At 37.7% G+C, this 25686-nt stretch carries 22 protein-coding genes; 10 read left to right on the forward strand and 12 right to left on the reverse strand.

The window, feature by feature from the left end; genetic code table 11:
* The first annotated feature begins 172 nt into the window (after positions 1-172).
* From V4B18_RS00915 to V4B18_RS00935, 5 genes are all read left to right on the forward strand, one after another.
* Complete coding sequence (locus V4B18_RS00915) at positions 173-1162, forward strand: asparaginase (protein WP_455475987.1); 990 nt, start codon at positions 173-175, stop codon at positions 1160-1162.
* Positions 1163-1280: 118 nt separating this feature from the next.
* Entirely contained in the window at positions 1281-2276 is a 996-nt protein-coding gene (gene coaA / locus V4B18_RS00920) for a type I pantothenate kinase (RefSeq protein ID WP_455475988.1), read from the forward strand.
* An 18-nt stretch (positions 2277-2294) separates the two neighbouring features.
* The gene (locus V4B18_RS00925; protein WP_455475989.1) at positions 2295-3674 is read left to right on the forward strand and encodes a leucyl aminopeptidase family protein; all 1380 of its coding nucleotides are present in this window, start codon (positions 2295-2297) and stop codon (positions 3672-3674) included.
* Between the two features lie 157 nt (positions 3675-3831).
* Positions 3832-4686: a C40 family peptidase gene (locus V4B18_RS00930; protein ID WP_455475990.1), complete on the forward strand. Its 855-nt coding sequence runs from the start codon at positions 3832-3834 to the stop codon at positions 4684-4686.
* A gap of 494 nt (positions 4687-5180) precedes the next feature.
* On the forward strand, positions 5181-5741 hold the full coding sequence (locus tag V4B18_RS00935) for an SH3 domain-containing protein (RefSeq protein ID WP_455475991.1): 561 nt from the start codon (positions 5181-5183) through the stop codon (positions 5739-5741).
* A 65-nt stretch (positions 5742-5806) separates the two neighbouring features.
* Here V4B18_RS00935 and irrA read toward each other — a convergent pair whose 3' ends face one another.
* Entirely contained in the window at positions 5807-6238 is a 432-nt protein-coding gene (gene irrA / locus V4B18_RS00940) for an iron response transcriptional regulator IrrA (RefSeq protein WP_455476493.1), read from the reverse strand.
* Positions 6239-6545: 307 nt separating this feature from the next.
* On the opposite strand from irrA, the gene fabA reads away from it, so the two are divergent.
* The 3 genes from fabA to fabI are packed head-to-tail and all read left to right on the forward strand — an operon-like array spanning position 6546 to position 9207.
* Positions 6546-7055, forward strand: coding sequence for a 3-hydroxyacyl-[acyl-carrier-protein] dehydratase FabA (gene fabA, locus V4B18_RS00945; RefSeq protein ID WP_455475992.1), 510 nt, complete (start codon positions 6546-6548; stop codon positions 7053-7055).
* Positions 7056-7113: 58 nt separating this feature from the next.
* On the forward strand, positions 7114-8334 hold the full coding sequence (gene fabB, locus V4B18_RS00950) for a beta-ketoacyl-ACP synthase I (RefSeq protein WP_455475993.1): 1221 nt from the start codon (positions 7114-7116) through the stop codon (positions 8332-8334).
* 54 nt (positions 8335-8388) lie between these two features.
* Positions 8389-9207: an enoyl-ACP reductase FabI gene (gene fabI / locus V4B18_RS00955; protein WP_455475994.1), complete on the forward strand. Its 819-nt coding sequence runs from the start codon at positions 8389-8391 to the stop codon at positions 9205-9207.
* Between the two features lie 234 nt (positions 9208-9441).
* On the opposite strand, the gene gpsA is transcribed toward fabI, so the two are convergent.
* The 11 genes from gpsA to acnA all read right to left on the reverse strand — a co-directional run bounded on the left by gpsA (position 9442) and on the right by acnA (position 24068).
* Complete coding sequence (gpsA, locus tag V4B18_RS00960; RefSeq protein WP_455475995.1) at positions 9442-10488, reverse strand: NAD(P)H-dependent glycerol-3-phosphate dehydrogenase; 1047 nt, start codon at positions 10486-10488, stop codon at positions 9442-9444.
* Between the two features lie 815 nt (positions 10489-11303).
* On the reverse strand, positions 11304-11750 hold the full coding sequence (gene cyoD, locus V4B18_RS00965) for a cytochrome o ubiquinol oxidase subunit IV (protein ID WP_455475996.1): 447 nt from the start codon (positions 11748-11750) through the stop codon (positions 11304-11306).
* Complete coding sequence (locus V4B18_RS00970; RefSeq protein WP_455475997.1) at positions 11750-12415, reverse strand: cytochrome (ubi)quinol oxidase subunit III; 666 nt, start codon at positions 12413-12415, stop codon at positions 11750-11752. Before V4B18_RS00970 ends, cyoD begins: the two co-directional genes overlap by 1 nt.
* Positions 12412-14430 carry a cytochrome o ubiquinol oxidase subunit I gene (gene cyoB / locus V4B18_RS00975; protein ID WP_455475998.1) on the reverse strand — a complete coding sequence of 673 codons (2019 nt, stop codon included), beginning with the start codon at positions 14428-14430 and terminating at the stop codon, positions 12412-12414. The genes V4B18_RS00970 and cyoB overlap by 4 nt, the downstream gene beginning before the upstream one ends.
* A gap of 77 nt (positions 14431-14507) precedes the next feature.
* Positions 14508-15479, reverse strand: a complete 972-nt coding sequence (gene cyoA / locus V4B18_RS00980) for a ubiquinol oxidase subunit II (protein WP_455475999.1) — start codon at positions 15477-15479, stop codon at positions 14508-14510.
* A 128-nt stretch (positions 15480-15607) separates the two neighbouring features.
* On the reverse strand, positions 15608-16081 hold the full coding sequence (aroQ, locus tag V4B18_RS00985) for a type II 3-dehydroquinate dehydratase (RefSeq protein ID WP_455476000.1): 474 nt from the start codon (positions 16079-16081) through the stop codon (positions 15608-15610).
* A gap of 52 nt (positions 16082-16133) precedes the next feature.
* Positions 16134-17264, reverse strand: a complete 1131-nt coding sequence (recF, locus tag V4B18_RS00990; RefSeq protein ID WP_455476001.1) for a DNA replication/repair protein RecF — start codon at positions 17262-17264, stop codon at positions 16134-16136.
* 20 nt (positions 17265-17284) lie between these two features.
* Positions 17285-18406 (reverse strand): DNA polymerase III subunit beta, encoded by a 1122-nt coding sequence (gene dnaN, locus V4B18_RS00995; RefSeq protein ID WP_455476002.1) that lies wholly within the window; start codon positions 18404-18406, stop codon positions 17285-17287.
* A gap of 194 nt (positions 18407-18600) precedes the next feature.
* Complete coding sequence (dnaA, locus tag V4B18_RS01000; protein ID WP_455476003.1) at positions 18601-20187, reverse strand: chromosomal replication initiator protein DnaA; 1587 nt, start codon at positions 20185-20187, stop codon at positions 18601-18603.
* Between the two features lie 702 nt (positions 20188-20889).
* On the reverse strand, positions 20890-21156 hold the full coding sequence (gene rpsT / locus V4B18_RS01005) for a 30S ribosomal protein S20 (protein WP_455476004.1): 267 nt from the start codon (positions 21154-21156) through the stop codon (positions 20890-20892).
* 224 nt (positions 21157-21380) lie between these two features.
* The gene (gene acnA / locus V4B18_RS01010) at positions 21381-24068 is read right to left on the reverse strand and encodes an aconitate hydratase AcnA (protein ID WP_455476005.1); all 2688 of its coding nucleotides are present in this window, start codon (positions 24066-24068) and stop codon (positions 21381-21383) included.
* Between the two features lie 299 nt (positions 24069-24367).
* Between acnA and ccmA the strand changes: the two genes are divergently transcribed.
* Both ccmA and ccmB read left to right on the forward strand, forming a co-directional pair.
* Complete coding sequence (gene ccmA, locus V4B18_RS01015; protein WP_455476006.1) at positions 24368-25012, forward strand: heme ABC exporter ATP-binding protein CcmA; 645 nt, start codon at positions 24368-24370, stop codon at positions 25010-25012.
* Positions 24990-25655 (forward strand): heme exporter protein CcmB, encoded by a 666-nt coding sequence (ccmB, locus tag V4B18_RS01020; RefSeq protein ID WP_455476007.1) that lies wholly within the window; start codon positions 24990-24992, stop codon positions 25653-25655. Before ccmA ends, ccmB begins: the two co-directional genes overlap by 23 nt.
* The last annotated feature ends 31 nt before the right edge of the window (positions 25656-25686 follow it).

Below are 25686 nucleotides of genomic sequence, written 5' to 3' on the forward strand. Positions count from 1 at the left end.
TAAAATCCAATCATTATTGTCTTTATTTAAGAACATATACAAAAAAACACAATGATTAAGCACAACTCAATTTATTGGAATAAAAAAATGATATCATTGCTGTCAATGCAAATTGTTGCTAAATAACTTTTGTAAACAATTTGCATTTTTTTGCATCTTTAAAGGAAAAATTATGAAAAAAATAGCCATAGGAACACTAGGAGGAACAATTGCAATGGCTGCTGACAATTTTGGCCAAATGCAACCAACTTTAACTTCAGATATACTCATAAAAAACGTTCCTGGCTTAAATAATATTGCTAATATTCAGGCACAAACACTAACCCAATTACCAAGTGGATCATTATCTTTTAAAATTCTTTTTGAAATAATAGAGTGGGCAACACAACAGATAAAAAATGGTGCAGAAGGTATTGTTTTAACTCAAGGGACTGACACATTAGAAGAGACAGCTTTCTTTCTTTCTCTTTACTGGAATAAAGCTGAACCACTCGTCATAACTGGTGCTATGCGTATACCTCATGAAGCAGGAGCTGATGGACCTGCTAACATTTTGGCCGCAACTCGTGTTGCTGCTCATTCACAAAGCTGGAATAAAGGCGTTTTAGTTGTAATAAATGATACAATTCATTCACCTTATTGGATTCAAAAAAGTCATACTGTAAAAGTTGAAACATTTCAGTCAGGATTAACAGGAGCTTTAGGAACTGTTTTAGAAGGAAAAATCATTTATTTCAATGATAAAAAATTTTTTCCTACGACTTTCGAGCTTCCCAAAAACAATAATCATCAAGTTGCTCTTTTATATTCCTCTTTATCCTCTGATACACAATTAATAAAATTTTGTCTTGAAAGTGGACATTACGCGGGTCTTGTTATCGCTGGTTTTGGCGCAGGACATTGCAGTTTTCAAGTAGCAGATATCGTGCAACAATATACACAAAAGATACCCATTATTATCGCTAGCCGTTGCTATAATGGCTCAACAACCCGTATGACCTATGGCTATAAAGGCTCAGAAACTGATATGATCGCTTCTGGTGCCTTAATGGCTGGTTATTTATCAGCAGTAAAAGCGCGCTTACTTTTATGGTCTTTTTTGGCACAAGGGTTATCATTGGCACAAATCAGTGCGTGCTGGAATGACTGGACTATAAGCTAACTGAGGATATCTTAAAGAAGAAAACATGCAAAAGAAAATTCGTTTAAATATAAAAAAGTTTATTCTTTGCCTTTAATTATTACCGTACCAAAAAATTTAACTAATATAAATTGTTGATATGCCTATATCAAAAGTCTTTCAAAAAAATAACCTGATTAAATCTATTGCTGATTCTTATCGGTATTCACCTTATAGTGTTTTTACTGCACAAGAATGGTCTCAATTTCGTGCAGATACACCACTCACTTTGACTTTTGATGAAATTAAACGTTTACGCTCAATTAATGATCCAATTGATCTTGACGAAGTTCAACGCATTTACCTCTCCTTATCACGACTATTGTCATGCCATGTTGAAGCAGTACAGGAACTCTTTCACAAGCGTCAACAATTTTTACATCAAGAAGAGACCCAAAAAACTCCTTTTATCATTGGAATTGCTGGCTCTGTTGCGGTAGGAAAATCAACTACCGCTCGTATTCTTCAAGAACTTTTGAAACGTTGGACATCTAGTCTTAAAGTCGATTTGATTACAACTGATGGTTTTCTTTATCCTAACGCTGTTTTACAGCAAAAAAATCGTATGCATCGTAAAGGATTTCCTGATTCCTATGACATTAATAAATTACTTTGCTTTCTTTCTGCTATAAAAGCTGGTATTGGCAATGTTAGTGCTCCACTTTATTCGCATTTGACCTATGATGTTTTGGAAAATCAAACAATTATCATTGATCGTCCCGATATCTTAATTGTTGAAGGAATTAATGTTTTACAGGTCAATGATCTCCCTAAAGATGGAAAAATCATTCCTTTCGTTTCAGACTTTTTTGATTTCTCAATTTATGTAGATGCCGAAACAGAAGTAATTCGTCGCTGGTACTTGGAACGCTTCAAACGTTTACGTAAAACAGCTTTTCAAAATCCTGAATCTTACTTTCACCGTTATGCATCGCTCAATGAGAAAGATGCTTTAAAAATTGCTGAAAACCTTTGGCAAACAATTAATTTTAAAAATTTACAAGAAAATATATTACCAACGCGACCACGATCCAATCTTATTTTACGAAAGGGGAAAAATCATTTGGTCGAATATGTCGCACTTAGACGATTATGATTATAAGGAATTTTGAATATGTATACCACACATCACATTAATTTTACCTCAACACGCGCTGATAATAGTTGCCCTATCCTCTTGGTAAATCCGACAAATCTTGCTAATTCGTCCCTTGATGAATCGACAAAAACATGGATAAAAGTTAATGATTTTACTGGAAAATCTGGACAAATATTATTCGTTCCTAACGAAACAGGTCATTTAAAAAAAGTTTTATTTGGGCTAGGCAATGGTGAAGAACCTTTTATCACAGGGCTCCTTGCCAAAAACCTCCCCGCTGGCAGACACTGGCATTTAGAAGGAGAAGCTTCAAATGAAATAAATGCCTATCTTGGATTGGCATTTGGAAGCTATCAATTTAACCGTTATCGTCAAAATTCTTCCTTCGACGCATTATCAATCCATGTTAACGACGCAGTTGACCTTAATGAAGTTCAACGCATTTATGAAACCGTCTTTTTAGTTCGTGATCTTATTAATACTCCAGCCAATGATATGAGCCCTGAGATTATTGAGGCAACAGCACGCAGACTTGGAGAAACCTACAGCGCTCATGTTGAAAGCATTCGTGGAGATGAACTATTAACACATAATTTTCCGATGATTCATGCCGTAGGACGAGCCAGTAGCACTGCACCACGGCTGATTGATCTGCGCTGGGGGAAGGAAAACCATCCTAAAATAACGTTGGTTGGCAAAGGTGTAAGTTTTGATACTGGAGGATTAGATATTAAATCAGCCAACAATATGTTACTCATGAAAAAAGACATGGGGGGCAGTGCACATATTTTGGGATTGGCTAAGCTTATTATGGACGCCAAATTGCCTTTCCGTCTACGTGTTTTAATTCCAGCCGTTGAAAATGCGATCTCTGCCAATGCTTACAGACCAGGCGATATTCTTAAAAGTCGAAAAGGTTTGAATGTTGAAATTGGCAATACAGATGCTGAAGGGCGACTTATTCTTGCCGATGCACTTACCTATGGAGATGAAGAAAGCCCACAATTCATGCTTTGCATGGCTACTTTAACAGGAGCAGCTAGCATAGCATTAGGGCCTGATCTTCCCGCATTTTATTGTAATGATTCAATATGGGCGCAACAAATTTCTCAATCGGCTCATTCTGTTTCCGATCCTCTTTGGCAAATGCCACTTTGGAAACCTTATCAGGAAATGTTATCATCACCAATTGCTGATCTTAACAATATAACTGGAAATAGTTTTGCTGGCTCCATAGTCGCTGCTTTATTTCTTAACTCTTTTGTTGAAAAAGCTGAACATTTTGCGCATTTTGATCTTTATGGGTGGGTTCAAAAAGAAAAACCAGGCTATCCTGTCGGTGGTTCTGCGCAAGTTATTCGTGCTCTTTATAACCTTTTTAAAAATCAATCATGACATGGAATTTCCATAAATATGTACAATTCATGATAGAAAAGATGATTGATCTGCGTCTTAGATTGCAATTTGTCCTTTTAAAAGGATAAAAATCCTACTCATATGGTTTTTATACACCTATTCAAAGGTAAAAAGCCAAAAAATGGAAGGCGAATAGATGGTTTATAAAGATCCAAGGTTGTGTGCATTCAGAAGTGATTTAGCAGATCAACATCTTGAAAAGGAAACTGTAGCTCAACGTTTCGTTCAAGGTAAAAGAAAACGCATTAATGTACCCGTCGCTGAGCTATTTAAAGAAAACAATAAAAAAAGTGAAAGACAAACGGAGTGTTTATTAGGGGAAGAGCTCTTAATTTTTGAGCAAAAAGAACTCTTGTCTTGGGGGCAATCGCTCAAAGACGGTTATGTTGGCTACATCGATACAACAGTTCTTTGTACATCAACGATAGAACAAACACATATTGTTTCAGTGCCGCGCACTTTTCAATATCTACAAGCTGATTTACGCGGGTCAGTAGAATATGCCCTATCCATAGGAAGCAAAGTAACCGTTGTTGATGAAATAGAAGTTCGTGGTACAAAATACTCTATTCTTGAAAACGGAAGAGCTATTGTTTCTCACCATCTCAGTCCCATTGGGTGCGTATATGAAGATTATGTTACAGTTGCAGAAGCCCTTATTCATACACCTTACCTTTGGGGCGGTGTCAGCGGTTTTGGAATTGATTGCTCTGGACTAGTGCAGCTCTCTATGATGTTAGCTGGAAAAATGGTATTACGTGATGCTGATATGCAGGAAAAAACTATAGGCAAAGAACTCACAGATAATGACAAACTTCAGCGTGGCGATTTAATTTTTTGGAAGGATCATGTCGCTATTATGATTGATCATGAAAATATTATACACGCAAATGGCTTCTCCTTGGATGTTATGGTTGAACTATTAGAAGACGCGGTTGTACGTATTGCTAAAAAAGATGGATATCCTATAGCAAAACGTCGACCAATTTAGAGAATCAATGCGTACATACTCTAATGAGTACAACGTACTCGTATCGACACTGTTTACACTCTTTCATCTAATCCGCGTCGAAAATCGTACAGGTAACGGCGATTTCTGGTTCATGTATGACAAAGAGATACCTTCACTTTTATAGAATTCATCTATTTCAAATAAAATTAACCATTTAGCCTTTTCCTAAATATCATTCAGCATTTATTCCAAAACTTTTATTAATCTTTTCCCGTTTTAGATATTATGAAGACTCACCAGCTTACTTATAAAACCTTCATTAAAGAGCCGCACGTTATTACAAGCCGCATTATATAAACCAAACAGACATTGAGAAATTTAATTTTTTCTTATTTTTTTCGCATTTCTATAATAATTTCCTCATTGTTTAGATCTCTTTAACTAGCGATATGCCATATTTTGATCAGTTCTCGATCCTATCTTTTGGATCTTAAATTGCCAATATATCAAACAAAGAGATAAGAGGTTTAAGTGTGCAATACTCTAGATGGTTTCGATTTTTAGTTTCCATATTATATATCTTAATAACGGGCGTATTTTTATCTGTTTCCTCTAGTTTTTCGCAGGCACAAACATCCAATCAAAATTTAGGACCAAGTGGTTTACCACTTCCACGATTTGCTTCAATTAAACCCACCCGCGTTAATGTACGTGTTGGACCAGGAAACAATTATTCCATCGTTTTTACTTATCAAAAACAAGGCTTACCTATTGAAATTATTCAAGAATATGATCAGTGGCGCAAAATCCGTGACGCTGAAGGCGGTGAAGGGTGGGTATATCAATCGCTTTTATCAGGCAAGAGAACTGCCATAACTGTTCCATGGCAAAAAGATAAAACAAAAAGGCTTATGCTGCGCAAAAACCCTGCAGACAATGCAACACTTGTAGCAGAAGTAGAGCCTAACGTCATTGGTCATATACGACGATGCGATGGATACTGGTGTGAACTAAATATTCAAAACATCCGCGGATGGCTCCGTCAACCCCAATTGTGGGGGATCTACCCTAACGAAAAAATTAACAATTGGTGAATTATCAAACAAATCCGCGATTATTTTCTTATATTACTCTTTATGAGACTTCTTTATTTCTACAATCAGATTGCATTTTTCGGTTTTAATCGAACTATCAAATCAATATGTGAAATTTCCATACCATCTGGTGGTTGAGGTAAATTCTCAATAATAAGAGATTTTTCCAAATTGCCAGGAATATCAAGAATACGATTTTCACCCTCAATATAAAAATGATAGTGATCAGAAGTATTAGTATCAAACCAAGTTTTTGAACCTTCTACGGCGATAATCCGTAACAATCCTGCTTCCGTAAATTGATGAAGCGTATTATAAACTGTTGCTAAAGATACAGGAACACCCAACTTAATTGCTTCCTCATATAGCTCTTCAGCAGCAATATGGCGGTTACCTTGAGAAAAAATCATATTAGCAAGTTCTAGTCGCTGACGTGTCGGCCGCAAACCATTTTGGCGCAAACGCCTTTCTAACACAGATATGGAATGACAATCCATAATCTTCCCATAATCTTTCACGAACCGCTCCTCTTCATTCAATCACCAACCACCTGCAATGCCCATTAGCATCTCAACAGTCGTACCACATTTTCATTCAAATAAGACCAAAATTTTATAAAATAGAAAAAGCATATGATATAATTTCTTTGTCCTATTTTAAATAACTTTCTGTGCAGGATACATAAAAAAGGGCTTTTGTCATCAAAAATGATATAAAATCATTTCCCTATCCTTAAAATTTGCTCTAAAAGTAAATTTGGGAAAAGCGCAGAAGTGAAAATATATGCAAATACATGGAGTAACAATGGCTGAACGAAAATCCCGCTACACTTATGAAGAGCTTTTAAGCTGCGCTCGCGGCGAAATGTTTGGTAAGGGTAATGCACAATTGCCTGCACCGCCAATGTTGATGATTCATCGAATCACCCAAATTAGTGAAACTGGTGGCGAGCACAATAAAGGAATGGTTCGTGCCGAATTTGATATTACTCCAGACCTATGGTTCTTTAATTGCCACTTTATAGGTGATCCTGTCATGCCAGGATGTCTTGGGTTAGATGGTATGTGGCAATTAACAGGTTTTTTTCTTGGTTGGTTAGGTGAACAAGGAAAAGGAAGAGCTATATCAACAGGTGAAGTAAAACTATCAGGTATGGTAACTCCGCAAACCCAGCTTCTTGAATATGGAATAGATTTTAAACGTATCCGAAGTGGAAGTTTAGTCTTAGGAATAGCCGATGGATGGGTGAAAGCAGATGGAGAAACCATCTATAAAGCAAGTAATTTACGTGTTGCTTTATTCAAAGAAGACTGAAACATTATTTCCATCAGAAGAGTCATTTTGTTATTCTGTATGAAACAAGGAGGTATGAATGCGTCGAGTTGTTGTAACCGGAATGGGAATTGTCTCCGCGATTGGAAATAGTCCTCAAACTGTTTTAGCTAGCTTACGTGAAGCAAGATCTGGAATTTCTTACGCACCTGAGTATGCCGAGTTAGGATTCCGCAGTAGAGTGCATGGGAAACCGAATATTAATATAGAAGAATTGGTTGATCGACGCGCCTTGCGCTTTCACGGGCGTGGAACCGCTTGGAATCATATAGCAATGGACCAAGCAATCGTTGATGCGGGCTTAGAACCTAACGAAATATCAAATGAACAAACAGGTATCATTATGGGATCTGGTGGAGCTTCTACGCAGTCAATCGTTGAAGCTGCTGACATTACACGCCAAAAAGGTCCAAAACGCATCGGCCCCTTTGTCGTACCTAAGGCAATGAGTTCTACAGCATCCGCAACACTTGCAACTTTCTTTAAAATTAAGGGAGTAAACTATTCGATCTCTTCAGCCTGTGCAACATCCAATCACTGTATCGGCAATGCTTACGAGATAATACAATATGGAAAACAGGATCGTATCTTTGCTGGTGGCTGTGAAGATTTAGACTGGACATTATCTGCTTTATTCGACGCGATGGGTGCGATGTCTAGCAAATACAATGATGTACCAGAAAAAGCTTCACGTGCGTACGATATTAATCGTGATGGGTTTGTTATTGCTGGAGGAGCTGGTGTTTTGGTTCTTGAAGAGCTAGAACTCGCAAAAGCACGTGGTGCAAAAATTTACGGAGAAATTGTTGGTTATGGTGCTACATCAGATGGATATGACATGGTCGCTCCATCTGGAAACGGAGCAGAACGATGTATGCGCATGGCGCTTGCGAACGTGAAAAATAAAATTGATTATATCAATCCTCATGCAACAGCAACGCCTGTTGGTGATCCCCCAGAAATAGAGGCAATTCGTCGTGTTTTTGGAACAGGCGATCAATGTCCTCCTATTTCAGCTACAAAATCTTTAACGGGACACTCTTTAGGCGCAGCAGGTGTTCAAGAAGCAATTTATACATTATTGATGATGAATCATAACTTCATTTGCGAAAGTGCACATATCGAAGAGCTTGATCCAGCTTTTGCCGATATGCCAATTATTCGTAAACGCTGTGATCATAAAGAACTTAATACTGTATTATCAAATACATTTGGCTTTGGTGGCACTAATGCGACGCTCGTTTTCCAACGCTATATATAAACGAGGAGGAAGTCTTAGCTAATTTTAAAATAGCACGATTTTATGGAGAATAATATGAAAGGTTTGATGGAGGGCAAGCGTGGCCTTATTATGGGGATTGCAAATGACCATTCAATTGCGTGGGGCATTGCATGTCAGCTTGCAAAAGCAGGAGCTGAATTAGCATTAACTTATCAAGGGGAGGCTTTTGGTAAACGTGTTCAACCATTAGCAAAAAAGCTTGGCTGCAAATTGTTATTTGAATGCGATGTTGAAAAAATTGAAAATGTCGATTACGTTTTTGAACATCTTGAAAAAGAATGGAAAACGATCGACTTTGTTGTTCACGCCATTGGTTTTTCAGATAAAACACAGCTTAAAGGACGCTATGTTGATATAACAACACGGGAAAATTTTAATCGCACAATGGTCATTTCAGCCTATTCCTTTACTGAAATTGCTCAACGTGCTGGTAAACTTATGCCTCATGGTGGTACACTTTTAACACTCACTTATGGAGCTTCACAGAAAGTTGTTCCCAATTACAATGTCATGGGTGTTGCTAAAGCCGCTTTAGAAGCTATGGTACGTTATTTAGCAGCAGATTTTGGTCCACAAAATATCCGTGTCAATGCAATTTCAGCTGGTCCTATTCGAACCTTGGCTGGCAATGGTATTGCATCTGCACGGATCATCTTTTCACATCAACGTCGAAATGCACCATTACGTCGTACTGTAGACATTAACGAAGTCGGTAAAGCTGCTCTCTATTTACTTTCCGATTTATCATCAGGTGTTACCGGTGAGATTCATTATGTTGATTCAGGCTATAACATCATGTCTATGCCAATACTCGAAGAACTAAAGAAAATTGAAGATATTCAAGAAGAATGATAAACAATAATTTTAAAGAATATTAAATATTTTCCCTAACATAAATGTTATATATATATCATCGCAATATAATGATTTTATTAACAAGGATACATCTTAAACGATGACTCAAATTTTATGTTTATTTAAGTCATCGTGATAAAAAATGGTTTGTACTATCTACAGTTTACTAAAAAATTATCGCCTTATTTATTGACAAATGCAATTCATGCCACGCTTCTATTATGATATAAATTATTTTTCTATATGTTTGAGGAGTTTAAAAACATCCATATCCTGCATTTCGTCTTTAAATGCACGATTCAGCAGTGTATCAGTTGCCTCTAATACGCTTTTACTACAATAGAGGACTTGATAAATTTGCTCCGTAATTGGCATCTCTACCCCGATGCGCTGTGCCAATATACGCACTTCCCTAGTATTTAAATATCCTTCAACAACTTGTCCAACCTGTTGTTTTGCTTTTTCTATATCCATTCCTTGACCAAGAAGCATTCCAAAACGGCGGTTACGCGATTGATTATCAGTACATGTCAAAACCAAATCACCTAAACCTGTCATTCCCATAAATGTGGAGAGCTCAGCGCCCATAACAATGCCTAAGCGACTAATTTCGGCTAATCCTCGTGTAATAAGAGCTATTCGAGTATTTGCTCCAAATCCCATACCATCTGATATTCCTGCACCAATAGCAATGACATTTTTGGCTGCCCCACCTAACTGAACACCAATCATATCTGAATTTTTATAAACTCTAAAACTTTTACCACAATGAAAAAGTTGTTGTAGCTCTTTACTAAATTCAGCATCAGAAGCTGCTACCGTAATTGCAGTAGGCAAGCCTATAGCAAGCTCTTTAGCAAAAGTTGGTCCAGACAAGACTGCTAAAGGAATTTTGTTACCTAAAATCTCGCGAGCTACCTCTTGTAAAAGGCGTCCTGTACCATATTCCAAGCCTTTCGTTGCCCAAATAATACGTGAATGCTGACTCAAATAGGGTTTGATATTGTGCAATACTTGGTGAAATACACAACTTGGAACAGCTATTAATATATTGCAACTTGCCATTACTGCAACTTCAAGAGACACTTCAAATAACACATTATCAGGAAAACGCACATCGGGTAAAAATGCTTGATTGCAGCGGTATTTCTGCAACTCTTGTATATGTTTATGATTATGTCCCCAAAGTAAAACACGATGACCATTACGCGCCAGTGCAATAGCTAACGCGGTACCATAAGAACCAGCACCAATAACTGTTATTGAAACAGCACTCATTAAATTTCCTGATAATCTTTCAAATCTCTATTTTAACCTATATATTACTGTTACAAATATCTTTAATATAAACCCACGAAAAGATAGTATTTAAGTTTCAGTGTGTTTATATTAACATAGTACGAATGAGCTTTTTTAAATTTTTGTGTATTGTATTGAATTTCATAAGTGTCATTGTTACACACTCTATAAATGACCATTCACATTAAATTTAAATTAAGGTTTTATTAAACTATCAAAGAACTTTTTTATACAATAAAAGTATACTTAAAGTTATGATTCTAATTAATTCAACAAATATGAATGTCCATCTTCTACTTATTGAAATAACAGTCATAATTTTTTCTTACAATTTTCTAATATGATCACTTCTCATTTTTGAGAATATAAGGTTTATAGCGAGCACGGAAGCACTAATAAAGAACCATTTTCTTCTTCATCAATTCAGCTATATCGCTCATACTTTTGCAGCATTTTGGCTACAAAAAATAAATCTTAAAAAAAATACAGCAAAAATCGATAAAAATGATCTAAGCAATGTTAGATATCGAGTGCTTAGCTTGTCATACAAATCTATTTTAATCTCCGCTTCAAAAGCCTACTCTGTTTCAGCTAAAAAGTAAAAGAAAAAACTTAAATATTATCTTCAATAACTTTATTTTTATCGTGATAATTCTTGACGCAAAACCTGCTTATCTAACTAAAACCTCTATACTAAAATTTAGATTATACTCTTTTTAAAGCATGCAACCCATTATTACCTACTTAAATAAAATAACATTAATTGCATATTCTTTATTTCAATGTTTCGCGTTTTACTGCTCTTCATAAAAGGAAGAAGAATTTTTTGGTTTTGCTTTTTCTAACTTCACATCCTCTAATATTACCTCTTCTGGTATCATCACTTTTATTTCTGACTCAATAATGCGCCCTGAACCACCCATCATATTATAATTTAAATGAGAAATAGCCCACCATGTCCCTCCGATGATAATAAAAACGCACATTACCGTAAACCATAAGGTTGCCAAATTCCACTTCGCATCTGGACCAGAATTTAAATGCAAAAAGAAAACGATCTGTACAGCAATCTGAATAAGCGCCATCCCAATAAGATAAATGACTTTCGTGCTAATTGCCCAACTATCCATCATCCCATACAACACAGGAATAAATGAACCTAAAGTGAAAAGAACAGCTAGAACAAAGCCAATAAAATAAGAACCAATACTTGGATCATGCGTTTTGTTATGTGAACCCATTATAATGCTCCTAATAAATAGACCATAGTGAAAACACCAATCCAAACAATATCAAGCAAATGCCAGAAAATTGACAGACATGTTAAACGTGTCTTGTTATCTTGATCCAAACCATGACGATACAAATGAAAAAACATGACCATCATCCAGAGTAAGCCAGCACTGACATGGAGACCATGCGTGCCAACTAAGGCGAAAAACGCTGACCAATAAGCAGATAGAACTTCTCGTCCAAAAAATTTTACACCTGTTACAGGATCAAGACCAGCATAAGCATTAGGCTCGAAATAAAACACCTCATTTAACAGTTCATGAAATTCATAAATTTCCATTCCAATAAAGCATAATCCAAGTGCAAAAGTAACAGCCATCCATAAACGTACACCAAAAAGATTATTTTTATGGGCTTGCACCATCACAAATCCATAAGTAATTGATGACAGTAATAAAACAGCAGTCTCAACCAAAACAAAACTTAAATTAATAAACTCATTGCCCGCTTTTCCTCCACCATAAGAAGCAGAAAATACAGCAAAACTCGAAAAAAGCGTTGAGAACAAGATCAAATCTGAAAGAATGTAGATCCAAAACCCAAATATCATAACAGAGCTACTGTCGTGATGATGTTCATCGGTATGAGCATTATTTGTTGTCACAGCACTCATGCTTTTACTCCCTGTTCTTTAAGAACGGCTGTGAAGGCATCTTCTGTCTTCTGCACTTCTTCAGATGAAATATAGTAACCATGATGATCACCCATCAATGAATGACAAATAAGCGTTCCGACAAAACCAATAAATCCAATCGCAACAAGCCACCAAATATGCCAAACAAGAGCAAAACCAATGATTAATGAGAAAAATCCTGCAATAACTCCAGCTGGAGTATTTGACGGCATATGAATTTTTGTAAATCCATTTGTTGGACGCTGATAACCATTCTTTTTCATATCCCAATAAGCATCTTCAGCCTGTACTTCTGGAATAGTTGCAAAATTATAAGAAGGAGGAGGTGAAGAAATAGACCATTCTAATGTGCGCGCATCACCCCAAGGATCATTCAACGTTACTGGTAAATTTCCTTTATGTTTAATACCATACCAAATAGCCAAAACAACTTGTAGCGCAAAACAAAGAATACCAAGAAGAATAATACAAGCCCCTAGCGCAGCAATAATGAACATTGGCTGCCAGCTCGGCTCAATATAATGCTGAAGCCGGCGCGTCGCACCCATCAAACCGAGCGTATAAACTGGGAAAAAAGCAAGATAAAAACCAACAAACCAGCACCAGAAAGATGCAATACCTAAAAAGCGGTTTGGTTTAAAACCAAAAGCCTTTGGAAACCAAAAAGCCAATCCAGCCAAATAAGCAAAAACAACACCTCCAATAATTGTATGATGAAAATGCGCTATTAGGAATAAAGAATTATGAAATTGCCAATCCGCTGGAACAATCGACATTAAAACGCCTGTCAATCCCCCGCCAACAAACGTAAATATCATTCCCATGCACCAAAGCATTGGAGGTTCAAAGCGAATTCGCCCTTTGTACATGGTTAATAACCAATTAAAAACTTTCACACCTGTTGGAATTGCAATGATCATCGTCGCAATACCAAAAAAAGTATTTACAGCTTCTCCACCACCCATTGTGAAGAAATGATGCCCCCAAACAAGAAGTGAAAGAATTAAAATAACCAAAATCGCCCATACCATTGAAGTATAACCGAAAAGGCGTTTTGAAGAAAAGGTTGCGACAATCTCTGAGACAATCCCAAAAGCAGGAACGACAAGAACATAAACTTCAGGGTGGCCAAAAATCCAAACATAATTAATCCACACCATTGGATTACCGCCAGCAGTATTCGTAAAGAAATTCATACCTAAATAACGATCACCAGCCAACAGTGCAAATGCAACAGCTAAAACAGGATAAATAATTAAAATCAAAATATTACTGACGAAAGCAGACCAACAAAAAACTGGCATTTTCATCATCGTCATTCCAGGAGCGCGCATTTTAATGATGGTTGCGACAAAATTAACTGACCCCATTGTCGTCGCAATACCAGAAAGCTGAAGCGACCACAAATAATAATCCACTCCTGTATCTGGGCTATTTTGCAATTCTGAAAAAGGTGGGTACATCAACCAACCACCACGACCAAAATTTCCAATGCCAAGTGATATATTAATTAATATCGCTGCTGCTGCAGTAATCCAGAACCCTAAATTGTTTGCAAATGGAAAAGCAACATCACGAGCACCAATCTGAAGCGGAACAAGATAATTGAAAAGACCAAACAAAATCGGCGTAGCCATGAAGAAAATCATAATAACACCATGAGCCGAAAAAATCTGATCAAAATGCTCAGGTGTTAAATAACCCGCAGCTTCACTCCCCACAGCCAACGCTTGATGTGTTCGCATCATAATCGCATCAGCAAAGCCACGAATAAGCATAATGATACCAAGAACGATATACATAATTCCAATACGTTTATGATCAACTGTCGTAATCCAATTACGCCAAAGAATGCCCCACCAGCCAAGTACCGTTAAAGAAATAACAGCAGCTAAACCACCCAAAACAATTGCAATACATGTATAAAGAACGATTGGCTCATGTGTAAGTGCATGAAAAGCACCCGCCGTAGGATCTGTAAGTCTTCCAAACATTTCTCATCCTATATCAAATGAACTTCATTTTAAAAAAAATCTTCTTAAAGGAAGAATTCTCTCTCAATTGATAATTTTTAAATAACATCAGCATCAAAAACAGAACAAAGAGCGCCCCAAAGTGACTGAGCAGCAGCACGCTTCATTAAGTTCTCGTTGCATATTGTATTTTCATCAACACATCGATTAACGACCCTATAATAAAGCCGATCCTCGACAGGAGCAAAATAACGCACTTCAGCATCCTTTTCTTTTGCAGCAATATCACCCATACGAGGTGCAACAGCAAGCTTACGGTAAGATAAACGATCAAGCTTTTGCCCATTTTTCTGAGCTTTAGCAACCCAACGATTGAAGTCTTCCAAAGACACAGAATGCCACTGGAAACGCATATATGCAAAACCATCACCACTATAATTGGCAGAGCTTCCATTGAATATTCCTTGCTCATCAGCCACTAAATGCAATTTAGAATTCATCTGTGGCATAGCATAAAGAACTGTTCCAAGTTTTGGAACCCAGAAAGCATTAACAGAGCTTTCTGATGTTATCTGTAACAACACTTGACGGCCTTTTGGTGCATAAATTTCATTAATTGATGCAATACCATATTCAGGATAAATGAATAACCATTTCCAGTCTAAAGCTACAACATCTACTTGTAATGGTTTTTCCTCACCAACAACAGCTACTGGAAGTGAATTTGAAGGCTCAAGCCTATAAGTATAAAAGGCTGTCAACGCACCCAAAACCATCACGATAATAACCGGAATACCCCACATAAAAGCTTCAATTTTATTTGAATGACCCCACTCAGGTAAATAATCTTCCGTTGTATTTGATGCACGATATTTAATTGCAAAAAAAACCACTGCAACCATGACTGGAATTACAACGCATAGCATAACAACAACACACATAATAATCAAAACAAGCTGTTGACGCGCAACATATCCCGATGGCTGAAGAACATCAATTTTACAACCAGACAAAAGCAACGTAATTCCCAAAATCACGAGCATATTTACCCGTTTAACAAAGTTTTTCATCCTACTTGCCCCATTTATATTGGAAGCTATCATCAAAAAGCCAACAACACCTTACAGATATGCTTACCCATTTAAAAAGAATTATCAAGTAAATTCAAATTTCCTCATTTAATTAGGTGATAATTCAATTAAGTGATATTAGATACATTTTGCCTTCGTACACCAAATTTAAGTCGTTTAGCAATATATTCAAGCGCAAACCGATACCCTTCACTGCCACACCCAGTAATAACTGCATCAACACCTGCAGAAATGTAAGAATGATGGCGAAAATTTTCACGTTGATAAATATTGGATAAGTGAACTTCTACTACAGGTCCCGTAAATATTTTTAACGCATCAAAAATTGCAATAGATGTGTGGCTATAAGCTGCTGGATTTATGATCAGCCCAGCACTCGTCTCGACCGCTTCCTGTATCCATCCTACCAATTGACCTTCACAGTTGCTTTGATAAAAATGCAATATCATACCAAGCTCTGTTGCAAATTCCCTGCAAAATTGTTCAATATCTTCGAGAGTATTAGTGCCATAAATTTTTGGTTCACGCTTCCCAAGAAAATTTAAATTAGGGCCATTTACAATCGTTATAACGGTAGACACATGAGGCCTCTCTTTCTAAATTATTACCTTTGAAATTTTTATCATATCTTTACTATGACAAAGCTCCAGCTTTAATTTCAAAAAACTCTGCTCGTCCTTTTAATGCGTCAAATAAAATGCGATCAGTTCCCGTCATAAATGTTTGCCCACCTAAATCATCAAGAATATCAAATAAGGCAACACGCCGATAAGAATCAAGATGAGCCACCACTTCATCGAGAAGAAGAATAGGCGCTTTATCAGACATCATGCCTGCTAAACGCGCATGACACAAAACCAAACCTGTCAGCAAAGCTTTCTGTTCACCTGTAGAACAAGACGCTGCAGCCATATTTTTATCAGCATAAAAAACCTGTAAATCTGTGCGATGCGGCCCTTCTAATGTCCGCCCTGCAGCTCGGTCTATTGCACGATTACGCCGCAACCGATTATAAAACTGCTCCTCAACTTCAACCGCTGATACTTTACTAAGAATTGTTTCTAAAAAACCATCAATTTGCAAAAAAGTTCGAGGAAAAGGTGTATGAATTAACGTTTGTGCAAACATATCATTCAAAAGTTCAATAACATCAATACGCGCCGCAGCAATAGCTGTTGCCAATTCTGCCATTTGCATTTCTAAAGCATCAAACCAAGCATGATCTTCATTTCCATCTGAAAATAAACGATTGCGCGCGCGCATAGCTTTATCATAATCAGCTATGCGACGACCATGCAAAGGATCAATAGCTAAAATCATACGATCTAAAAAACGGCGGCGCTCAAGTGAAGAACCTGTAAAAAGACCATCCATAGAGGGAGTCAGTACACTAATGTGACAATAATCCGCTAAACAATCACCTGTCTCACTTACACCATTAATATGTATTTTTCGACTATTATCACTAATTTCTAAAGCTGTACCAATATCCACTTCACCATAAAGATCACATTGAAGACGAGCAAACACAACAAATCCTTCACCTCCACTATCTGTAGAGCTAATATCAGAATAAGCTGCACGCCGCAAACCACGACCAGGAGAGAGAAAAGATAACGCCTCTAAAAGATTTGTCTTACCAGCACCATTATGACCAGTAAAAACCACATGTTGACCTGAAAAATGAATATTAAAGGAAGGATAATTGCGATAATGCGTCAACCTTAGCTGCCTCACTGCTACTTTGTGCACATGATTAACCATGCACCGCAAAACAACCGTCCTTAAACGCGAATAGGCATTAGCACATAAAGCGCATCTGCATCACCATCATCACGAATAAGAGCTGGCGCTCCAGCCTCAGCTAGCATAAAAACCATCTCATCACTTGAAAGTTGTCCAGCGATATCCAAAAGATAACGTGAATTAAACCCTATCTCAAGCGGATCAGATGTGTAAGTTACAGCTAATTGATCTTCTGCACTTCCCGAATCAGGATTATTAACAACAAGTCTTAATTGCCCATGCTCAATTGTTAATTTCACTGCACGTCCACGATCGCTCGAAATTGTTGAAACACGATCAACTGCAGAAGAAAAATCCTGTCTATTGACGACCAATTTTTTATCATTTCCAAGAGGAATAACACGTTGATACTCTGGAAAAGTTCCATCAATTAACTTTGATGTAAAAATCAAAGATCCTATAGAAAAACGAATTTTCGTTTCTGATAGTTCTATCTGCACATCACCATTAATTTCCTCTGAAAGAAGCTTTTGCAACTCTCCTACGGTCTTACGAGGAATAATAACACTTGGCATACCATCAATACCTGAAGGTGCCTCCATATCAACTTGCGCTAAGCGGTGGCCATCTGTAGAAACTAAACGCAGCTTCAAAACACCGTCATCAATGACATGAAAATAAATACCATTAAGATAATAGCGCGTTTCTTCAGTAGAAATAGCAAACTGTGTACAATCAAGTAAACGCTTTAAATCTGATGCTGATAAAGAAAAACAGTAACCAAACTGGCCTGGAAGCGACTCTGGAAAATCCGCTTTTGGAAGACACTGAAGCTTAAAATTCGCACATCCAGAAACAACAGACATTGTACTCGCCTGACCCGCATCAATAGATAATACAATCTCACTGCCATCAGGAAGCTTTCTAACTATATCATAGAGCAAGTGTGCTGGAACGGTTATCGCTCCAGCTTGCTCAACATTAGCCACAAATGATTCTGTAACCTCTAAATCAAGATCCGTTGCTTTTAATTGTACACTGTCACTGTCTGCATCAATTAACACATTGGACAAAATAGGAATAGTATTACGACGCTCAACCACACGGTGAACACGACCAAGCGACTTAAAAAATTGATTGCGATCAACTGTAATGCGCATAAAAATACCCGTTATAATTTACTAAGAATTACAGAAATCCCTTAAATTAAAAACAACCGACCCACTTAAAAGAATCATCTATAAAACCTTATTCAACCTCTGTTGAAATGGCAAGTAGCGACTATATAAGAAAACAATAACCGCGCCTCATCATTTCTCTTTTACATTTCCAATAACAGAGAAATAGCTAAAACTTATACAGCCTGCTCTCCAATTAATCTCTTAAGCAACTCAAGCTCTTTAGCTAACGTCTGATCAGCACAAACTAAATCTTCAATTTTACGCACAGCATGTAAAACTGTTGTGTGATCACGTCCTCCAAAACGACGCCCAATCTCTGGTAATGAGCGTGGTGTCAACATTTTTGCCAAATACATCGCGACTTGCCGCGGCTTCACAACTGTACGCGTCCGACGATTAGACAATAAATCTTGCTTGGAAATATTATAATGACGTGCAACCGCACGCTGAATTTCTTCAATTCGAATACGTTTAGGCTCTCCTGAACGTGTTAAGTGACCTAATAATTCATCAATCCGCTCTAAAGATAAATCAGACTCAAAAGATTGACGAAACAATAATTGATTGAATGCTCCTTCAATATCGCGCCCCGATCCTAAAACTGTCTTAGCAATATACTCCAAAACATCATCAGAAATTGTAATCATATTATCATCTTGCTGCGCTGCCTTTAATCGTTGGCGCAACATTTTTAAACGCATTTCATAATCTGGCGCTTCAATTTGAAGAGCAACCCCTCCTTGAAGACGAGACCGAACCCGAACATCAAGTGATTCTAATTCTGCTGGAGGACGATCAGCAGCCACAACAACTTGTTTTGCACTATCAAGCAACATGTTAAGCAAATGACAAAATTCGTGCTGAATCGACTTTCCTTGCAAAAATTGCATATCATCAATAATCAAAAGATCAATATCACGCAGCTGCTCTTTAAAAGAGAGAGCATCATTATCACGAATAGCCGTTGCAAAACGCCACATAAAATATTCAGCAGTCAAATAAATAACACGTGCAGGCGTCAAGCGACTCAGCGCTGCAGCTGCAATAGCTTGAAGAAGGTGTGTTTTTCCCAAACCAACGGAAGCATGAATAAAAAGAGGATTAAATCGCAAAGCACTTTTATGTTCCTCTGCAATTGAGCGCGCTGCAGCCAAAGCAACACGGTTAGAAGAACCCTCAACAAAGCTTTCAAAGGTATAACGAGAATCAAGTGGTGAACCAAAAACTCCTGCTTGCGTCCCCTTTGCTGAATGTTCTGGATAATTTTCAATAGAAGATGAAGTAGCACGCTCCTCAGGAACAGTAACAGAACTTGCAACAGAACCCACATTTGTTCCGCATGGTACACTCTTTGAAACACGTTTCATACCACGAACAATAACTTCAACACGAAGAATCGCTGCATTTTCCTGTTTCCATAAATTAGTCAAAAGAGAACCATAATGATTGTTAATCCATGAACGCAAAAATGCTGTAGGAACAGAAAGCTTCACGAGATTACGACTATATTCAGCAAGTTTCAAACGACCAAACCAACTTGTATAAGCCTCAATACCAACCTGTGCTTTTAGCTGCGCCATCACACGCGTGAAAGCCGCTGCACCTTCCTCCTGCGAGACAATCGCCTGTTCCGCAGAAGCACTTGTACCAATTTTTCCAGTTATATCCATTATATCACTGTTTATTATTCTTTCTGTTGACAGGATATTCACCGAAATCCTTTGAAAGGAACTAGCTTTAGAGTTCAATTTATCCACCATCTTTCATCCCGATAAAAACTAAAACCTTGCCCCGCCAAACAGTTAAAATTAACTTAGCGAAGACAAATACGCCTTACCCAAAAACTGAGATCACTCACCCTCCCCTAGGATAATCCCATCACAACCCAACTCATAAAGATGACCAATAAGATTTACTTGCACCCACGGTATGATACATCCTTCAATACAAAAACACATCAACCAAGAAAATAAAAAACGCGTCAAGAACCTATACAACATGAAGATTCATACAACTTTAAAAAAGCATCCCACATTCAATTATGAACCTTATTTTTTTAGTCTCCATAAAGACCATACAAAACAGCAGAAGTAAAATGCAAGAGGTCAAAATAAAATCAAAAGACCATAAAAATCGCTATAAATTTGCTAACATGAGTAAAAAATGAGAAAAACATTTGATTCAACTCATTTTTTTTCTCAAAATTTACCAATAATAAAGAATCTATCCAAATAAAAAAAAAAAATAAATAAAACTTGACACAAAAGACTCTGTAAAAATTTATAAAGCTTGTGGATAACCATAAAAAATTTTACGAATCCGCCCTACTTATTAATAGAAAAAAAACTTACTATTTTTCCTTCCTTAATCTGAAGAGATATATTTTTTCCAAAACATGAATAAAATAAAAAAGCCAGCATTCAAATGAATGCTGGCTTAACTTTTAACAAAATGAAAAAAGCTTAAGCGCTAATTGCCCTCAAACGCTTTGCTAAACGCGACACTTTTCGCGCCGCAGTGTTTTTATGAAAAACCCCTTTAGAAACTGCACGCATAATTTCAGGTTCAAAATCTTTAAACGCTACTTCTGCAGATGCCTTATCGCCTTTAGCTAAAGCATCATCAAACTTGCGTATAAAGGTACGAACGCGTGAACGGCGAGCTTTATTAACCTTTGTACGCGCTGTGACCTTACGCACCGCCTTTTGAGCCGAAGGTGTATTCGCCATAAATGTATCTCTCTTTCAACACATTAGTAGTAACAACCTTAGCGGCATCTCTACCAACATAAACAAAGCCACGCTATAAAGCCGCTAATAACTGCGGAGGGTTTATAGCGCATTCCTAGATCTAACGTCAATTAAATTTTCAAAAATAGGCATAAAAAAAACCTGCAATCCAACTTCTTGATACTCATTTTAACAGCGAAAAACAATCCCCAAACAAATACTTCTTAAACAGCCAGATTCCGCAAAACATATTGCAAAATGCCACCGTGGTGCAAATAATCTAACTCATCTTCAGTATCGACACGGCATAACAATGGAACAGTTTTTACCGTTCCATCAGCAAAAGTGATTATAGCCTCGGTTTTTTGGCGAGGTTTTAGGTCGTGGATTCCTTCAATCGTTACCTTTTCATCTCCTTTTAAACCAAGAGACTTCCAACTTGTACCTACCTCAAACACAAAAGGAACAATTCCCATACCAACAAGATTAGAACGATGAATTCGCTCAAAAGATTGAGCAATCACTGCTTTTATACCAAGAAGGTTAGTACCCTTAGCCGCCCAATCACGGGATGAGCCATTGCCATATTCAATACCAGCAAAAATAACGAGTGGAACTCCTTCTCGCTTATATGCCATAGCTGCATCATAAATTGCTTGTTCCTTCCCTGACGGATAATGAATTGTATAGCCCCCTTCACGACCGTTTTCTCCTAGCATAAAATTACGAATGCGAATATTAGCAAAAGTTCCACGCATCATAACTTCATGGTTCCCACGACGTGTTCCATATTGGTTAAAATCAGCCACTTTAACACCGTGATCAATTAAATATTTTCCCGCGGGAGAATCAACTTTAATGGAACCAGCAGGAGAAATATGATCCGTTGTGATTTTATCACCAAACAAACCTAAGATCCGCGCATCCTTAATGTCTGATAATGCCTCAGGAACCTTCTGCATATTATCAAAATAAGGTGGATTACGCACATATGTTGATTGCTCATCCCAAGAATAGGTAACACCCGTGGAAACTTGAACATTTTTCCAATTTTCATCTCCCTTAAAGACGTCTGCATATTTTTCAGCAAAAATCTTACGTGTAACATTCTTTTCGATAAATTCTTGTATTTCTTTAGAAGTTGGCCAAATATCTTTCAAATAAACTGGTTTACCATCTAAATCTTTGCCAAGAGGCTCTTTGGTCAAATCTTTACGTACTGTTCCAGCTAAGGCGTGCGCAACAACCAGCGGCGGCGAAGCTAAATAATTTGCTTGCACATCAGGCGATACACGCCCTTCAAAATTACGATTTCCTGAAAGAACTGCAGCAGCAATTAAACCATTATCATTAATCGTTTTAGAAACAGTTGGTAACAAAGGACCAGAATTCCCAATACACGTCGTGCAACCAAAACCTACTAAATTAAAACCCAATGCATCCAGATCATTTTGGAGACCCGAGTTTATAAGATAGGCTTCAACAACCTGCGAACCAGGCGCAAGAGAAGTCTTAACCCATGGTTTGCTCTTAAGACCCTTCGCCACAGCATTGCGAGCCAAAAGACCTGCAGCAATAAGAACACTTGGATTTGATGTATTTGTACAGGAAGTAATTGCAGCAATCACAACATCGCCATGACCAAGCTCATATTTTTCACCTTCAACCCGATAACGGTCATCTTGTCCAACAGTCTTCTTATAATCATTGATCAATGCTACCTCAAAACCTTGTCCAACATTTTCCAATGCAATACGCCCTTCAGGACGCTTAGGACCAGCCATAGAAGGTACAACACTACCCATATCTAATTCAATTGTATCACTAAAGATAGGATCAGATGCAGTCTCGTCATGCCACATGCCTTGTGCCTTAGAGTATGCTTCCACTAAGGCAATCCGGTTTTCGTCACGCCCTGTCATATTGAGATAATGTACCGTTTCCTTATCAATTGGAAAAAAACCACATGTTGCTCCATATTCAGGCGCCATATTCCCAATCGTCGCACGATCAGCAAGCGTCATGTGCTCCAAACCAGGACCAAAAAACTCAACAAATTTGCCGACAACACCCTTCTTACGTAAAATTTGCGTTACCGCCAATACTAAATCAGTAGCCGTAACACCTTCTTTAAGTCTACCTGTTAAACGAAAGCCAATAACCTCAGGCAACAACATAGAAACCGGTTGTCCTAACATTGCCGCCTCTGCTTCAATGCCACCAACACCCCATCCCAAAACACCCAAACCATTTACCATAGTTGTATGCGAATCAGTTCCTACACACGTATCAGGATAAATCATCTGACACTTGTCTTCATCCTTTATCCACACGCATTGTGCCAAATATTCTAGATTAACCTGGTGGCAAATCCCTGTCCCTGGTGGAACAACACGAAAATTTTGAAAAGCTTGCTGTCCCCATTTGAGAAAACGATAACGTTCACTATTGCGACCATATTCATGCTCAACATTGTTTTTAAAAGCAGTGGGATTACCAAAATTATCAACAATAATTGAGTGATCAATAACCAAATCAACAGGAATGAGTGGATTGATTTTTTCAGCATCATCTCCAAGCTTAACCATAGCATCACGCATAGCAGAAAGATCAACAACAGCGGGAACACCCGTAAAGTCTTGCATAAGAACACGGGCGGGACGATAAGCGATTTCTGCACCTGCACTGCCTTTGTCATCTAACCACTTAGCAACGTTTAAAATATCCTCTTTCTTGACTGAGCGACCATCTTCAAACCGTAATAAATTTTCGAGAATAACTTTCATCGAAAACGGTAAGCGAGAAATACCCTGAAGTCCATTTTTTTCTGCTTCAAGCAAGCTGTAATACGTGTATTCTTTGCCACCAACATTTAAAATTTTGCGACAATTAAAGCTATCTATTTGAGACATGAACTCTCCACCCTCACACTACAAATGACCCAATTTCCTGGAATAAACAACACAAACTATGAGTCAAGATCACAGCTTGAATACAGACGCAGTCACCTACGCCTTTCATTTTTCCCCCGCCTTACCCATAAGATAAATCAAGAAATCAGCGTTAAAGACCGTTCTACACCAATTGCTGGTGCAATATAATGACTTATAGAACTATTCTAGATATAATTAAATAAAAAACGTGTTTTTTATTTAATTATGCAATAAAGATTACAAAAATAATAGAAAAATAAGCAAAATAGGCAATCTACATGGTGTTATCGGGCAGAGATCTGGCAGCGCAGAGAAATGAAAAAATTCTGTTTCAAGGTCTTTCTTTTTGTTTATTTCCCCAACAACTTATGACAATAACAGGTTTTAACGGTATTGGAAAATCCACATTATTGCGAATCATTGCTGGCCTTTTTGAAGCTGCTGAAGGTCACATAATATTGGAAGACAACGGGCAAATGTATCCTGTAGCAACTGCATGTCATTATCTAAGCACCCAAGATGCTATGAAACCTCCTTTATCTGTCATCAATAATTTGCAATTTTGGTCAGCATTTTATGGACAACACATGCGCACCCCACATGAAGCCCTTGCCGATATTGGTCTTTCTGAGCTTGAACACTTACCTTTTAGCGTTTTGTCTACTGGACAAAGGAAACGTGTAGCCATTGCTCGCCTTTTGTTATCCTACCGTCCCATTTGGATTTTAGACGAACCGATATCTGGGCTTGATAATCACGCTCAAACTATCTTAGTTAATCTTTTTCAGCATCATCTAAACCAAGGTGGTATGATTATCGCTGCAACCCATATACCACTTGCCATTTCAGAAAATCATAGGATCAACTTAGAAAAATTTTTACCTACTAGGAGAGAATGGCATGAAAGCACTGTTCTGGCGTGAGCTTAAATTAACCTTAGCGCCACAAGCTTCTTCATTAACAGGACTTTTGTTTTTCATTGCTATTATCGTGATAACCCCCTTCGCTATCGGGCCAAACCCCAAAATTCTTGCGCAAATAGGTCCAGGTATATTATGGTTCGGAGCTCTTCTGGCAGGGCTTCTCAATCTGAATAAACTTTTTCAAACTGATCGCGATGACGGAAATCTTGATCAATTCATCCTCTCTGGACAAAGACAAAGTCTAATGCTCATTATATTGACCAAATGCCTTGCGCATTGGGTAGGGAATATGCTTCCCCTTATTTTTGCGACACCTATTTTAGCACTAATGCTTCATTTAGATGCAATCACAACTTTTACGACAACAATCACCCTTTTATGCGGAACACCAGCAATCATTTTTATTGGTGCCGTTGGAGCTGCACTAGCAATTTCATTGTTGCATAGTACTCTTCTCATTTTCATCATCATCTTGCCGTGGGTGATTCCAATCATGATCTTTGGTATTTCAGCGGCTACTGCTCCAACAAATCAAAACGTCTCTTTTTTGGTTGCCTTAGCTCTTCTCGTCGCTTTTTCACTCCTTTTAAGCCTTTTTAGCTCCTTTATGACAGCTATAACGCTTAGATATTTATCAGAATAGTAAAAGAGGATTGCTGCACAACTAAAACATG

Source organism: Bartonella sp. B17 (assembly GCF_053795755.1).